This is a genomic window from Staphylococcus sp. GDY8P45P (assembly GCF_017892745.1).
GTDB classification, from domain to species: domain Bacteria; phylum Bacillota; class Bacilli; order Staphylococcales; family Staphylococcaceae; genus Staphylococcus; species Staphylococcus cohnii.
This window is the reverse complement of sequence record NZ_JAESLS010000016.1, coordinates 1-14,415: the sequence shown is the minus strand read 5'-3', so window position 1 is coordinate 14,415 and position 14,415 is coordinate 1. Positions and strand designations below refer to the sequence as shown.

General features: G+C 32.3%; 12 protein-coding genes, 2 pseudogenes and 1 CRISPR repeat array. Of the genes and pseudogenes, 2 read left to right on the top strand and 12 right to left on the bottom strand.

Features of this window, described 5'->3' with window-relative positions; translation table 11 throughout:
* Positions 1-294: 294 nt before the first annotated feature.
* From cas6 to cas1, 9 genes are read right to left on the bottom strand one after another with little or no spacing between them, the layout of a single operon-like run.
* Positions 295-1,029, bottom strand: coding sequence for a CRISPR-associated endoribonuclease Cas6 (gene cas6 / locus KA873_RS12425; protein ID WP_210140529.1), 735 nt, complete (start codon positions 1,027-1,029; stop codon positions 295-297).
* Positions 1,026-2,294: a type III-A CRISPR-associated CARF protein Csm6 gene (gene csm6, locus KA873_RS12420; RefSeq protein ID WP_210140524.1), complete on the bottom strand. Its 1,269-nt coding sequence runs from the start codon at positions 2,292-2,294 to the stop codon at positions 1,026-1,028. Before csm6 ends, cas6 begins: the two co-directional genes overlap by 4 nt.
* Positions 2,294-3,316: a type III-A CRISPR-associated RAMP protein Csm5 gene (gene csm5 / locus KA873_RS12415; RefSeq protein ID WP_204167359.1), complete on the bottom strand. Its 1,023-nt coding sequence runs from the start codon at positions 3,314-3,316 to the stop codon at positions 2,294-2,296. The genes csm6 and csm5 overlap by 1 nt, the downstream gene beginning before the upstream one ends.
* Before the next feature lie 2 nt (positions 3,317-3,318).
* Positions 3,319-4,227: a type III-A CRISPR-associated RAMP protein Csm4 gene (csm4, locus tag KA873_RS12410; RefSeq protein ID WP_204187199.1), complete on the bottom strand. Its 909-nt coding sequence runs from the start codon at positions 4,225-4,227 to the stop codon at positions 3,319-3,321.
* Between the two features lie 10 nt (positions 4,228-4,237).
* A complete protein-coding gene (gene csm3, locus KA873_RS12405) occupies positions 4,238-4,882 on the bottom strand; it encodes a type III-A CRISPR-associated RAMP protein Csm3 (RefSeq protein ID WP_210140522.1) in 645 nt (214 codons plus the stop codon).
* 1 nt (position 4,883) lies between these two features.
* Positions 4,884-5,309 (bottom strand): type III-A CRISPR-associated protein Csm2, encoded by a 426-nt coding sequence (gene csm2 / locus KA873_RS12400; protein WP_210140520.1) that lies wholly within the window; start codon positions 5,307-5,309, stop codon positions 4,884-4,886.
* Between the two features lie 2 nt (positions 5,310-5,311).
* Complete coding sequence (gene cas10, locus KA873_RS12395; protein WP_210140510.1) at positions 5,312-7,585, bottom strand: type III-A CRISPR-associated protein Cas10/Csm1; 2,274 nt, start codon at positions 7,583-7,585, stop codon at positions 5,312-5,314.
* A 13-nt stretch (positions 7,586-7,598) separates the two neighbouring features.
* The gene (gene cas2, locus KA873_RS12390; RefSeq protein ID WP_000281076.1) at positions 7,599-7,904 is read right to left on the bottom strand and encodes a CRISPR-associated endonuclease Cas2; all 306 of its coding nucleotides are present in this window, start codon (positions 7,902-7,904) and stop codon (positions 7,599-7,601) included.
* Complete coding sequence (gene cas1, locus KA873_RS12385; protein WP_210140508.1) at positions 7,904-8,809, bottom strand: type II CRISPR-associated endonuclease Cas1; 906 nt, start codon at positions 8,807-8,809, stop codon at positions 7,904-7,906. The genes cas2 and cas1 overlap by 1 nt, the downstream gene beginning before the upstream one ends.
* A gap of 66 nt (positions 8,810-8,875) precedes the next feature.
* A CRISPR array of direct repeats spans positions 8,876-9,195; the repeat unit is 36 nt; unit sequence GTTCTCGTCCCCTGTTCTTCGGGGTAGTTATCGATC.
* 199 nt (positions 9,196-9,394) lie between these two features.
* Here cas1 and KA873_RS12380 point away from each other — a divergent pair.
* Positions 9,395-9,862, top strand: coding sequence for a Dps family protein (locus KA873_RS12380; RefSeq protein ID WP_003587210.1), 468 nt, complete (start codon positions 9,395-9,397; stop codon positions 9,860-9,862).
* A 41-nt stretch (positions 9,863-9,903) separates the two neighbouring features.
* On the opposite strand, the pseudogene KA873_RS12375 reads toward KA873_RS12380, so the two are convergent.
* The 3 genes and pseudogenes from KA873_RS12375 to KA873_RS12365 all read right to left on the bottom strand — a co-directional run.
* Positions 9,904-9,993 (bottom strand): annotated as a pseudogene (locus KA873_RS12375) (IS30 family transposase); the annotation flags it as partial.
* A 157-nt stretch (positions 9,994-10,150) separates the two neighbouring features.
* Positions 10,151-12,070: a tetracycline resistance ribosomal protection protein Tet(M) gene (tet(M), locus tag KA873_RS12370; RefSeq protein ID WP_070544140.1), complete on the bottom strand. Its 1,920-nt coding sequence runs from the start codon at positions 12,068-12,070 to the stop codon at positions 10,151-10,153.
* A gap of 330 nt (positions 12,071-12,400) precedes the next feature.
* Positions 12,401-13,048, bottom strand: a pseudogene (locus KA873_RS12365) (conjugal transfer protein); the annotation flags it as partial.
* Positions 13,049-13,159: 111 nt separating this feature from the next.
* Here KA873_RS12365 and KA873_RS12360 point away from each other — a divergent pair.
* On the top strand, positions 13,160-14,335 hold the full coding sequence (locus KA873_RS12360; protein ID WP_002328814.1) for an IS256-like element IS1310 family transposase: 1,176 nt from the start codon (positions 13,160-13,162) through the stop codon (positions 14,333-14,335).
* The last annotated feature ends 80 nt before the right edge of the window (positions 14,336-14,415 follow it).

The window sequence follows — 14,415 nt, the reverse complement described above, 5'->3', positions numbered from 1 at the left end:
CTCCGGGGTAGTTATCGAATAAAGTAGAAGATAGATTAGTAGTTAATTCATTTTTGTTCTCGTCCCCTGTTCTCCGGGGTAGTTATCGAATTATATAGAAGATAATAGAAAGACGGATGTATTAAGGTTCTCGTCCCCTGTTCTCCGGGGTAGTTATCGAATAGATAGCTCTTTAAAGCCTATCACATCAATAGTTCAAAGGCAAAATTTGCTGTCAAAAATAGCGACAAATCACTTGTACTATAAGTGCAGAATGTCACATTTTTTGACAACTAAATTTCAGCTATATTCTAGTTATATTATACTATATTTGCCCATGCCTAAGCTTGTTTTCATACCTGATCCAGAAAATTCACCAAACTTCAATAAAAAATGAGTTAGTTGTAGAAAAGGTAAAGGTCCTTTAATTTTAAACACTATTTCTCCTGTAAATGAAGGGATTTTAACTTTTTCTAAGTTAAATCGTGTACTTTTCAATTTATAGTCAACAATATTAATGTTTTTTTCCAAAAAATCTAATGTTTCTTTATCGTACATTTTATATTCTTCAAAAAAAGCATCAAATTGTATCATAATACTTCTAAAGAAACGTTTAACCTCAGGAAAAATCATGTAACTACTCTGATATTTAAAAGACATAGGTGTCTGTATATTAATTCTTACATAACGATTCAATTCTTCTGTTTGCAAGAGTTGATTCATAATATTTTGAACGTTTACCTTCTCAATATTAAAAGAATAAATCTCAATATAAACTTGGTAATATTTTAAAAACAACCTATTTTTAGAAGTGAATAGCTTGGCTATCTCATTAAATAATCGATCTGACATACAAACAATTTCCCAAATTACTTTTTTGTTTTTATGATATATTCTTTGCTTCAATGGACTATAAGCAAATTCATGATGTAGCTGATCAGCAATATCATTAGGAAGATAATCCATTAACACGCCATGTAAAATACTTCCTAAATATTGAAAACGAATACTATCTGGTAGGTTTAATTCTACTGTAATCTTGTTTATCATAATAATTCTTTAAATTCCTTATTTTTTTCTTCAAAGTAATTATAGTCTTGTTCATCTATCTCAGGAAATGAAATATTCAACATATTTTTTATACCTTCAACAGATAACATAATTTTTTTATAATTTTTATTTTTATCTAGATGTAACGTTTCTAAATTGTGAGCTATAGAATTTCTTAAACCATTGATATCATTCACAGCTTTTACTTCTTTTAATAATTTAGACTTAGGTTCTAAAATACTAAGCATATCTATAAATGCTGGAAGACCTAAAATTCTTGAGGTATCCAATTTCTGTTTTCTTCTTTCTAATAATAATTTATATTTGTAAATAAAAGATATATTATCTTCAGCATTTAAGTATGGTTTACCGTCAATTTCAATCATTAAATGAGGCCAATGATTTTCAATATATGTTTTAAGTATAAACTCAGCAATAGACTTCACTCTAATTAATGTTTCAGCCACATCAAGTCGATTATATCTCATATTTACTAGTAAATAATGAAACAATGATTTTTTTAAAGCTGCATTATTATATTTCACATTAATTTCCGGAAAGACTTCATGTGTTTTAATTTGATTTGTTAAAGCTAATAATTTTTTCCTTAATAATTTTCCATTACGAAAAGACTTTTGATTACTTACTAAATTAAGTGCACCTTCATAATCATAATTATCTACTAAACCTTTTATCTGTGAACGCACCATAACTTCTCTAAAACTTATAATATCAATTGATTTGCTTCTATTAGTAGCAACTTTTTCATTATCATTAACTTTATTTAAATCTTCAATTAAAGTTTCAGGTTTCGCAAATGAACGTCTAGGCCCTTCAGTAGGCGCAGGCGTTGAAACTTGTATACACTGCATATTATTAGGGTTAGAAATGTATTCTAAACATAAAGTAGACTCCATTTGTGGCGTACCACTTGTAACATTTAATAAAATTTCTGCCTCGGAATATTCACTTCTTATCTCGTTTATGTAAAAGTGAAATAAGTCTTTATAGCTATCAAAATCATTTTCATATTTAATGTTATCAACTTTTATATTTACTTTTGTTCCTGGAGATACTTTTAAAATAATATTTTTCCAATCAAAGTTTTTACGTCCAGGTATATTTTTATTACCTTCCCAGATACTTTCAGTAAAAAATAAAACTACTATATCAGGTTGATAATGACGTACGATATGAAGCATTGCACCATCTCTATCATTACTCCATGGATCTGAATTACCTATTGGACTAAATAGTACTTTCATTATAGCACCTCATTATTTAACTCTTGAAAACTTAATTTACACATACCTTGCTGATATGAAGTACGACGACTTTGGTTAGTTGTCCCTTTTAAAGCAACAGGTACGTTAGAAGGTATTTCTTTCATTTTCCCATAAGTTCTACGGAATTTTTTAGTTAAAATATCAAAAGAATCTCGTTTTGCTTGTTCTCGACTTTTTAATTGATAATGTGTCGTTTTACTAACAAATCCTGCGCCAGCTCCTAAGAATAAAATATTTTGGTTTAGAACATCGGGCATACCGCCTTCTAATGCAAATCGTCTTCCACCTTTTGTTTCTTTGAAACCGATCAACCATTTGTCATAATAGTTTTTGTAAAAATCTCGGATACTTTGTTCAATTTCATTAATAGAATAAATTTCATCTTCTATGGTTAACTTAAATTTTATTTCAGCATCTACATCTATGCACTCTCTATACAGAGGCATTGTTTTTTCACTTTTATTAATATCTATTTTTTGATAAATCGCTAAATGTCTTTCATCGATAGGTTCTGAATCACTGACTTTAATTTTGCTATAAACATCTTTATTTTTTTCATTATCATATTTTGATACAAGTGCTGTTTTGATAGCGCCTTTAATTGAACTACCTGGAAGATACACTTTATTTTGCCCATCTCTTACCATTAGATGTAAATCATTTAGCGGTTTAGGACGTATATTACCATATTTCTTGCCTTGATTGACGTTTTCAGAATAACTCACAAATGCTTTCCATTCACTTTGCTTAATATTTTGTGCGTCTAAATAATCTTTCAGTCCATTTTCTCTTGGATTTTTTGGTGGGTATCTCAAAAAGTTTTGATATGTATCGAGTAAATTTTTTCTTTTTAAAAATTTAACTAGTTTATTGCCATTAATCATATAAACTTTAGAATTATAAAAATCATAAATGTAATCTTGTTTTTTCATAATTTGACCACTACCAATATGAACTGGACCTAAAGTTTTAATAATAACTTCATAATTTTTTATTGTCATATTTATACCTCCAACCACAAAGGTTTTGCATAGCGATAGACTGGATGTTTCCCATTATGTCCAACATTAAAAATATCGCCATTAAAGATATTTTTAAAAACTGAACCCGAAGAAAAGCTATAGAAATCACTTTTTTTAACTAGCATTTCAGAATAATCCGTTGATTGTATAAAACCAGAACGTTTATTTAAAATATACCTCGCTTCTTTTAAAGCACTCTCTATCTCTTCTTCTTTAGCCATTGCCGTTGATAAAAGAATAGAATGTTCTCCTTTTTGATTCAATAACTTAAATAATTGTTGATTATTTATTATTTCATATTCAAATTGTCCATATCCTGCATTACGTTTACCGCCTAAACCCGAGTACTGTAATGAAGTCATAATATATTTTAATTGGTCAAGCGTTTCTTCTGATCCTTTTGCAATAAAATATAAACCAGCTTCAGGTTCAAAAGTAAATGTTCCCACTGAATAAGGTTCACTGTCAGCACTTGAATCAATTTCTTGTGCTGATAATGAAACCTTTGTTTGTAGAGAAAAATGCCCAATATTAAAAATATCATTTAAATCTGTCGCATCTTCAGCGCTTAACTCACCATTTAAATATTGATTATAGTGATGAACCGGAACATATTTTAACTTTTTAAATGCTTTATGGTTGCTTTCTTCTTTAGATTCAATTTTTATCAAAGGTTTAGGAAGATAATACAGCTCATTTTCATAAGGAAATGTATCACTAATGATTAAATCGTTTAATAACCATTCGGTTTCTATACCCAATTGAAGCGCTTCAATAAATAAAGCACTAAACAAAGTATCAGAAATTATTGTCATTTCCCCATCTGACAACCTTTTTTTTCCAAAATGAACAGGAGTCTTAAAAGAAAGTTTAAATACTTTTGTTGTCAATGTCTTTCACCTACTTAATTTTAAGATTTGTACTGTCGTATTCTCCAACAACTGTCTCTATATTTATATCATTAAATTGGATACGTCCATTACCTCTGGTACCGCCACCACCAAGATAGTCATTCTCTAATAAGTGAATTGCTTTTTCAATATTCTCAAAATCATCCTCAACTTGTGACTCTTCATCGACATTGTAAATAAATATAAAGTCAAACTCAGATCCTCTTGTTACTCTCTCAATTTGTCTTGGATTTGCAACTGCAGTTAAACGATCAATTGTATTCTCAAATTTCGTTTCTGTATAAGCAATATCATTTTGCGCAAAATGCTCTTTCGTCTTTTCAGAAAAGAATGCATCAGAAATTTGTAGACGGGCTCTTTGAATATTTCCTTTTTCACTTGAACCGAATAATCTTAAAACACGTTCATCGTCTTGATTATGATTCTCTTGTTTCATTTTCAAGCCAAAATGTTTTGCTAATAAACTTCTCATTTTTCCTTTGATTGAACTGCCAGGTATGATAGGTAATTTAGTTTGTAAATCTCTAACTACAGGGGAATCAATTGCGCCAATCATACTAGATTCACCGCCCCCACCAATGTGTAAACCAGTAACTACTTCAATTGCTCCTGAAATTTTAATTTTTGAATACATATTAATCCTCCTTTTGATAATATTTAGCGTATGCAACTAGAGCTTCAAAGTATTTACAGTAATCTAAGAAAAATTTTTTTGATTCTTTTTGTATCACTCTATCAATAATTGGAAACATCAATGTTTTTTCCAAGAATTCATCAACACTTTTTTCTCGCCCTGCTTCATAATAAAATTTAATTTTTAAATACTCTAATTCATCGATAAATTCTTCATTCAATTGATCTTCAGTCGAATTAAAGGCAATAGTATAAAGTCGGTTTACTTGCTCCAACAAATTTCTTAACTTGCTTGTTGTAAGACCGTTAAATAAATCTTGTTTTTCTCTGCCTCTTCTATCTTTAACATTTTTTACATTATTTTTTACGACCTCATGTGCAAAAGTTAAATCTATCGCTTTACCACTTTTTGTTTTAGCTAATATCATACTTAATCAGCCTCCCTTATTTGATAAACATAATATTCTAAAGCTGTAATTAATTGATCTTTATCTTTGTCATTTTGAGCCCAATTAAAAATTTTAGATGTAAATTCCTCCGTCATTTTGCTTCTTGCTAATAAATAGGCTAATCGAGCTATATTAATTACTTCATTATTTCTTAATAAAGCTAGCATTTTATATATAAACGCTTTTCCGTGTTCATCTGTTTGCGAAAATCCTTGTTGTAAAACGAGAAGCTTTTCTCCTAAAATATACTTTTTAAACTCATCCCAATTATATACTTTTTCTTGCACCCAAAGTGCTATCTGATTTTTTTCATCAGTTTTAGCTGCTTCTTCAAGTAATCCTGTTTCAAAAGCCATTTTAGAAACTGGATACTTGCCACTGAACATTCCAACACCAGCAGACATTGTTAATTTACCAAGCGTAAACTTTTTAAATTTATCATTTATATAAACGCTTGCTTCTATAATGTCATCCCATGCGCCAATCAAAAATAAATCGTCGCCGCCTGAATATATAGCTGTAATTTGATAACTTTCTAATAAATGATTTAATTCATATTTAAAAAATAATGATAATTGACGAGACAACGTAGCTGTTCTTGAAATTGAATTATATTTTTCTGGAATTCCTGATATAAATGTAGCACCAAGATTATCTATGTCAGCACGTACAACGCCTAAACGCTTGATACCTTCTTCTCTTTCTACATAACTTCCAATACCTTTTTCTCTCATATCTTGATTTTGACTAGCATAATCGTAATCACACATCCATAAATTCGTTGATATTCCTACACCAATATAAGGTTTATTTTTACTGTAAATACGAACTTGATTATTATTTTGTGCTAACCTTTCTGCTTCTTCATAATCGATAACCGATATAAATTTATCGAATGGCATTTTTAATTTTCCAGTTTCTGACAGTACAAAGAATGATTTATCTCTTAAGTCATTTGATATATTAATAAGCCCTTCACATATACTGCATAATCCATCATCATTAATATCTATGTCACTTCTTAAACATTCTTTACATTCTCGATCCCCATATGAATGAAAATGATTTAATTTTAATATATCTTCTGCAGAATACTTATGTGCTTTAATATCAGAAAGTTTACTGCTGACATTACGCCAAATAGTTCTATAATTACCATTGGTATTCATTAAGTCATTACCACTACAATTTTCAAAAGCAATTGATAATGAAAGATCTGTAGTGAATTCTGACATAAACCAATTTTTTAACTCAGTATTAAATTGATTTATTTTTTCTTTCACTTTATCTGTATTAGAGACTAATAAATATGCATGGCCGCCACCAGTGTATAAAAGATTTGCTCGTGTTAATTCTAATTTTTCTAGTAATTGATCAACGATTACCTCAAGCATGATTTCTAAGTAAAAACTACGAGATCTTAAACTTTTTAATGCTTTAGAACCACTTATGTTGTAAATAAAATCTTGAATACCACTCATATCCATACTAAGTAGTAAAAAAGCTTCTTTTTGATAAAATGCTTTGGTATTTTCATACTTTGTAAACAATTCATCTTTGTAATTATGTATATTATTTTCATTTAAATAATCAAATATACAACTAGCAATAGCACATGTAATACGACTATGATCATAAAGAGAAATATCAATTAATTGATTTTTATTTGTCGAACTTGGCACATATTGCCATAGACTTTCTGTCCATTGTAATAATGAAGGAAATGTATCTTCTTTAATACTTAATTTGTGCTCTAAATCATAACTCATATCTTTCATTAGTGTTGTATAATTTCCACTTGAATATTGAATGTTCTCAGTTTTAGGATACTCAATATTACTTTCATTAGAAAATTTAAACTTTCCACTTGTTTGTTTCAATTTTTCAGAATTCACAATATTAAACACACTATATAGAGGTGTATACTTATCAAAATTAAATACTTGTTTTTCGTATTCTTCGTCGCCCTCTTCTATAACATCTCGTCTATCAATACCACTCGCAATATTATCGGCAATATAAGTAATATAAGCTGTATTATCATTAGCTAAATTAGCTTTTGCAAGTTCTTTATAATGATGATAAGCAATGCTATCGAGCACTTCGTTATCTTTAAATTCTGAAAATTGAGATAAAAATTTGTATCCTAACTTTGAATGCGTTCCTCTTGCAAATGCATGATCATTACTCCGATAGATAATTTTACCTATATCATGTAGTAAAGAACCATACATTAATGTCGTTTTTTTATCCATTGTAACCTCCACTTTATAGAAAAATTAGCTTAGGTTCTTTTCGCACAACAACCTTAACCTCTTTTCCTAATATGGTAATCTGACTATTATTTACCTCATCAGGTAAGACATATAGTGTAATACTTCCAGTATCAGGAATTTCTTGTTGCAGAATTTCTAAAATCTTATCTTTTTTTTGAACATCGCTGACATACCTCTCGTATAAACTAAACTGTTTCATACTAAAACCGAGTTCTAATAATCGAGTACGATACTTGCTTGCGACTCTACGTTCAAATTTAGTATCTCTAGGTAAGTCAAAACTAACTAATAAATACATTAGTTCCCCACCTCAATCATTTTAGGTAGTAATAAATAAGTAGGGGTGTTTTCTTCATAGCATCTAATCAGTGATTGAATAACTATCTTCACACTATCAAGTAACCTCACCACTTTTTTATCTATAATGCACTTTTCATACAAAACATTTAACAATAATTTCTTTTCATTTACATCAAATGTATTAATATTTTTCTTAAAAACTATCTCGTACACTATATTATCTACAAAAGGACGAAAAACTTCAATAATATCATCTGCTAAATTAAATGGATTTTCTTTCGAACGATGATTAATGCCTAAACTCATTTCGAATCCATGTAAAGCTAGTTCTTTCTTTATAAAAGATCTAAGTATCGAATAGCCATAATTCAATCCTGAGTTAATAATATCATTGTAACGTCCACGTTTAAATTGTTTGCCATATAAATCTTTAAAATAAATTCTTGCTGCTAGTGCTTCTTTATTACTTTTATCTCCTGTACTAACTTCTTTTGAAAATTCTAACAATAATTTAACATTTCCTGTATGTAAATTATTTTCAAGACATCGTGCTTGATTAATAATTTTATTTATAACAATCTTCTTCCATATTCTCTCTCTAGTTCTTCCTGTTAATTGAAACTGACTTTGAATCCTTTGAAGACGATGTGTCATTCCATAAGAGGAAATAAGTTGAGTTAGTGGAGAATGGTTCTTATCACAAAAAATAATAGCAATATCATTTTCAATACATTTAATTACTAACTTATGGGAGAAGTAGCTTTTATAATGATCAAAAATAATCGCTTCTATTTCTTCAAACAAGTAAAATTTCTCACTTTTATCTATTACATTTCTAAATTTAATACTATTTTCTTTCACAGTGACAAAGTAATGATTTTCCACATAAATAACATCTTTCATTTTCCATCCCCTAAAAATTAATCCATGTAGTTTTTTTAAATTTTTTAGAGTGCTTATAAAAAAATACACTCCGTCCCCTGTTCTTCGGGGTAGTTATCGATCAGATTAGCTGGATTAGATATTTGCAATCCATGAAGGTTCTCGTCCCCTGTTCTTCGGGGTAGTTATCGATCTTATCAGTCGAAAGTCACAAGCAAATCTTAATTTGTTCTCGTCCCCTGTTCTTCGGGGTAGTTATCGATCTTAAAGAGTAAATTTAATAGTGACGATAAATTAAAAGTTCTCGTCCCCTGTTCTTCGGGGTAGTTATCGATCAGCTTTTATGGAAAGGCTATCGTTAAAGAGTATAGGTTCTCGTCCCCTGTTCTTCGGGGTAGTTATCGATCCTTTAACGCGTTTTGAACATCTTCATAAGGTAAATAAAATTCAATTGTAGATTAATTTTACAATCTTCCATATAACGTCTCCATCTTTTCAAAACGACTTAATTCTACGGGCTATAAATAACTTAATTTGCCAGTGTATAACGTTTCAGATTAAGCTACCACTAAGTTATAATAACCATATCGAAAGGAGACCAATCTAATGAAATATACGAAAACCAAAGCAGTATTAAATCAACTCGTTGCCGATTTGAGCCAGATGTCAATGATTATCCATCAGACGCATTGGTACATGCGTGGACCCAACTTTTTGAAGTTGCACCCCTTGATGGATGAGTTCATGGAAGAAATTGACAGCCAACTCGATGTCATTTCTGAACGGCTGATTGCGCTTGATGGCAGTCCTTACTCCACCTTAAAAGAAATGGCCGAAAACACTAAGATTCAAGACTGGCCTGGTGAATGGGACAAAACAACCCCAGAACGCCTCGCACACTTAGTTGATGGCTATCGTTACTTGGAAGACCTTTACCAACACGGCATTGAAGTATCCGATGTTGAAAAAGACTTCAGTACCCAAGATATTTTCATTGGTCTCAAAACCGCAATTGAGAAGAAAATCTGGATGATTCAGGCAGAGCTTGGGTCGGCGCCGGAAATTGATGAATAAAATAATATTAAAAAATCGGTAGACTTATGGTAGATTTTAAAATTAATCCGAACGCCCATTTGGATATTGGACAGCCCTAGTTCACAAAAGGTTTCGATTTTAATTCGTTCGGAATAGGTTATACTAGACAAAAGATCAGCTCCTAAAAGATGGGTTTGTGGTAAACACCATTTTAAAGGAAGCTGATCTTTTTTGTCCGAACAGCGTTCGGATTAATTCAAATCTTTATTAAAAAATATTTCATCTTATTTAACAAGAAACCATATTTATATAACAACATAAAATACACTAAGTTATTTTATTGAACATATATCGTACTTTATCTATCCGACTATTTGGACGACGGGGCTGGCAAACAGGTTCACCGGTAGTAACATGGTACCCTTTTAACTCTGTTAAACAAACACTACGTCCATTTGTAAAGAAAGTTAAATCACTACGATATTCTTGAATACACCGAGCAGGGATTTCTCCACTAAGAATGACCTCATTATTTTTCAATTGAGTGTCTACGATGTTCGCACAATATTTAGGAGCATCGTTGTATGCTCGTGAAAGATATTCCTGTGGCGCATAAATTTTAAAACTAAGATATGGCTCTAACAATTCTGTTCCAGCTTTTTTTAAGACTTGTTCCAATACAATAGGAGCAAGCATCCGAAAATCTGCTGGGGTACTAACAGGGCTATAGTATAAGCCATACTTAAAACTGATTTTACAATCCGTCACATTCCAACCATATAATCCTTGTTCGCAACCATAGCGTATCCCTTCCATAACTGCATTTTGAAATGATTGATTTAAGTATCCAAGAGAAACCGAGCTCTCATACTGCATTCCACTTCCCAACGGAAGCGGTGATACAGATAAACCAATGGAAGCCCAGAAAGGATTTGGCGGCACTTCGATGTGAATGGTATATTCTGCATTTTTTAACGGTCTCTCCATATAAATGACTGTAGGCTCTTTTAGTTCTATCTCCACATGATACTTTTCTTGCAACAGTGCACTAATCACTTCCATTTGTACTTTCCCTAAGAAAGAAAGTATAATTTCATGTGTCGTAGAATCCACGTAATATCGTAGAAGCGGATCACTATCTGAGATTTCCAAAAGGGCATCAAGCAACATTTCTCTCTGTTCAGGTTTACTCGGTTCAACAGTTGTTTGTAGTAGAGGGTGCGGATTTTCAATCTTTTTTCTCTGTGGCAATAGTTTTGTATCTCCAAGAACACTATTTAACTTCAAAAACTCATTTTGCAAAATAACAATTTCTCCAGAATAAGCTCTATCAATCTTACATAATTCACCATTTATTGAAGTATACATTTCTGTAACTTTTATTTTTTCTTTTTCTGATACTCTAACCGAATCTCGTAAATGTAGTACTCCACTATAAAGGCGTATATATACAAGACGTTGTCTTTTTTTTGTATATTCAATTTTGAAAACATTTCCGCAAAGTTCAGACGGACCTCGATGTGTTGATGAATAAAATTTATTCGTAATCACTTCTATAAGGTTATCAATCCCTATATTGTTTTTTGCACTTCCGTGATAAACAGGGAACAGGGAACAATTATGAAATCTTATGCTTTCCTCTTGTTCGAGTTCCAATGCTTCTAATGATTTACCGGACATATATTTCTCTAAAAGGTCATCGTTTCCCTCTATTACCGTATCCCATTGTTCAGATTCGGTAAAGTTCGTCACACACATATTAGGATACAGTTCTACCTTCTGTTTGATTACAATTTCGGCAGAAAGTTTCTCTTTAATATCCTGATAAACCGTTGATAAATCAATTCCATTTTGGTCAATCTTATTGATAAAAAAGATTGTGGGAATCCCCATTTTCCTAAGTGCATGAAATAATATACGAGTTTGTGCTTGTACGCCATCTTTTGCAGAAATCAGTAGAATTGCCCCATCTAAAACTGATAATGAACGATATACTTCTGCTAAGAAATCCATATGTCCTGGCGTGTCTATGATGTTCACCTTCGTATTTTCCCACTGAAAAGAGGTTATTCCTGTCTGAATTGTAATTCCTCTCTGACGTTCTAAAAGCGTATTATCCGTCCTCGTTGTACCTTTGTCCACGCTTCCTAATTCTGTAATCGCTCCACTGTTATATAATAAGCTTTCTGTTAAGGTAGTTTTTCCTGCATCAACATGAGCTAAAACTCCAATATTAATAATTTTCATGTGATTTTCCTCCATTCAAAAACCCAAAAGGGCATAACCATAGGTATACAAAGCATACAGATATTCTCTGGATACTTTAGAATCACATGATAAAGGTATTCTTAAACTGGGTACAAAAAACTAAGCCCTCCTAAAAAAGGACATCTAATTATTTGTTCCTGCTATCAAATTGACAGTTTATTTAAGAATACCTTGCCGCATATTTATTAACTCCTTTTAAATAGTCACTTAAATAATAGCACGTAAGAGCATATTTGTAAAGGAATCTCCAATTTTTTATCAAAAAGAGTACATGATTACAAAGTATCTGTAATCATGTACCAATATTTGTTATTTTACAATCTTCCAATTATCTTGTTTTTCTAATATCAACTCAAATTGCGAGATTTGGGTTGCCTTTGTTTCTTGATCTAAATATTTCACAGCGACATTCACGATTACTTGGTTATCTTTTCTGGTAAAGATAGGATTCACCAATTCCTCGAAAACATATTCCTTGTTAATCATAGGTAACACATGATTACTTACATAGTAAGTCAATTCTTTTTCTGTGGCGGTAGGATAGAGCTGGAAGAACGTTTCTAAAAAGCTAATGATTTCGTCCATCGTTTCTGTATCTACTGTATGGTCACTTTCTAGCTGTTTGGGTTGGTAGTCCGATTTTTGAGGTTTCTTACTCATTGTCGGATTTTTGATAATAACCATATTATCTGATTCATCTATATGGACAACCACATGAAAGCTAGACGATATAGTTTCCTTGTCTTTGTCTTCGGTAATAACTTGTTCAACAGAAAACAGTACCTCAAAGGTGTTCTCATTCACTTGAGAAACCTGCCACACCTGTATATCGTTCACACTAGAACTAGTAGGAATATCCTTACGAATCATTTCTTCATTTAATACCTGCAATTCTTCCGTCAAATAATGGGTCAATTTCTCATTTCGTTTATCAATGGCTTCTTGGGATTGGAGAGCGTAAAATATCTTGTGTAAACGCACAAAAGATTTCTAAATTGTATAGAAATAGGGAATGCCTTCCCTTATGATATTTAGTAACCACAGAAAACATCACAGGAGGCATTCCCCATGAATGAACTTACCACAGAAATTATCGCTGCACTAGCCCAAAAACAAGATTTGGACGAAGTTTTTCGTCACCACCTTGAAATCGCCATCAACCAGCTGCTTCAAACTGAATTGGCAGAGTTTTTGGGTTACGAACGCTACTCATACGCTGGGATTAACACTGGTAATAACCGCAACGGCAGTTATGAGCGCTCGTTTGATACGAAGTACGGCCAACTTAACTTAACCATTCCTCGAGATCGCAATGGCCGGTTTGAAAATCATACCTTGCCAGCCTACGGTCGGCACAGTGATAATTTAGAAACAACGGTTATTCAGTTGTATACCAAGGGAATTACCACTGCTGAAATTGCCGAACTCATTGAGAATATGTACGGTGCTCACTACTCCAAAGCCACGGTTTCCAACATGACTAAAGCCGTCAATGAACAGGTTCAAGCTTTCCAGCAACGTCGACTGGCTTCACAATATGCGGCTATCTTCTTAGATGCCACTTACTTGCCGTTAAAGCGGGATACCGTTCAAAAAGAAGCGGTTCATATTGCGATTGGCATTCGTCCAGATGGTACGAAAGAAGTGCTGAACTACCAAGTGGCGCCGACGGAATCAACTGGGATCTGGACTGAATTACTGGGAACCCTGATTAAGCAAGGTGTCAAAGATGTGCTGTTGTTTGTGGCCGATGGGTTAGTTGGTTTGGATGAAGGTTTAAATCGGCATTTTCCCAAAGCTAAACGACAACGTTGCCTGGTTCATGTTGGGCGTAATTTGATAAACAAAGTTCGGGTGAAAGACCGTAAGGCCGTGATCAATGACTTTAAACAAGTTCATTGGGCTGCCAATCGTGAAGCAGCCGAACTGAAACTGAATGAGTTCGCCAACAACTGGCATCGTACCTATCCCAAGTTAATCAAAGATCTGCTTAAAATGCCGAATCTGCTCACTTTCATGGACTTTCCACCAGCCATTCGGCAATCACTCTACTCCACTAACTTGATTGAGAACTTTAACAAGCATCTCAAGCGCACCACCCACCGCAAAGAACAATTTCCAACGGAAGATTCACTGGATCGATTCCTGGTTTCTCAGTTTAATGCTTATAACGAGAAGTCTCTGAAGCGGATCCACCGAGGCTTTAAAGGACTCCAGGACACCTTGGAAGCATCATTTATTTGAGTTAGTTACATATTATATGTACGAAGGCATTTCATTTACACAAGATTCTTGACGCTACCCAAAATCGTGAAACAGGCGAA

Bases quoted from the DNA above. Each gene is read 5' to 3' on its own strand.
- KA873_RS12360 (WP_002328814.1), top strand. From the start codon at position 13,160: ATGAATGAACTTACCACAGAAATTATCGCTGCACTAGCCCAAAAACAA.
- csm2 (WP_210140520.1), bottom strand. From the start codon at position 5,309: ATGATATTAGCTAAAACAAAAAGTGGTAAAGCGATAGATTTAACTTTT.
- csm6 (WP_210140524.1), bottom strand. From the start codon at position 2,294: ATGAAAGTACTATTTAGTCCAATAGGTAATTCAGATCCATGGAGTAAT.
- cas2 (WP_000281076.1), bottom strand. From the start codon at position 7,904: ATGTATTTATTAGTTAGTTTTGACTTACCTAGAGATACTAAATTTGAA.
- cas10 (WP_210140510.1), bottom strand. From the start codon at position 7,585: ATGGATAAAAAAACGACATTAATGTATGGTTCTTTACTACATGATATA.
- KA873_RS12380 (WP_003587210.1), top strand. From the start codon at position 9,395: ATGAAATATACGAAAACCAAAGCAGTATTAAATCAACTCGTTGCCGAT.
- csm3 (WP_210140522.1), bottom strand. From the start codon at position 4,882: ATGTATTCAAAAATTAAAATTTCAGGAGCAATTGAAGTAGTTACTGGT.
- cas1 (WP_210140508.1), bottom strand. From the start codon at position 8,809: ATGAAAGATGTTATTTATGTGGAAAATCATTACTTTGTCACTGTGAAA.
- csm5 (WP_204167359.1), bottom strand. From the start codon at position 3,316: ATGACAATAAAAAATTATGAAGTTATTATTAAAACTTTAGGTCCAGTT.
- cas6 (WP_210140529.1), bottom strand. From the start codon at position 1,029: ATGATAAACAAGATTACAGTAGAATTAAACCTACCAGATAGTATTCGT.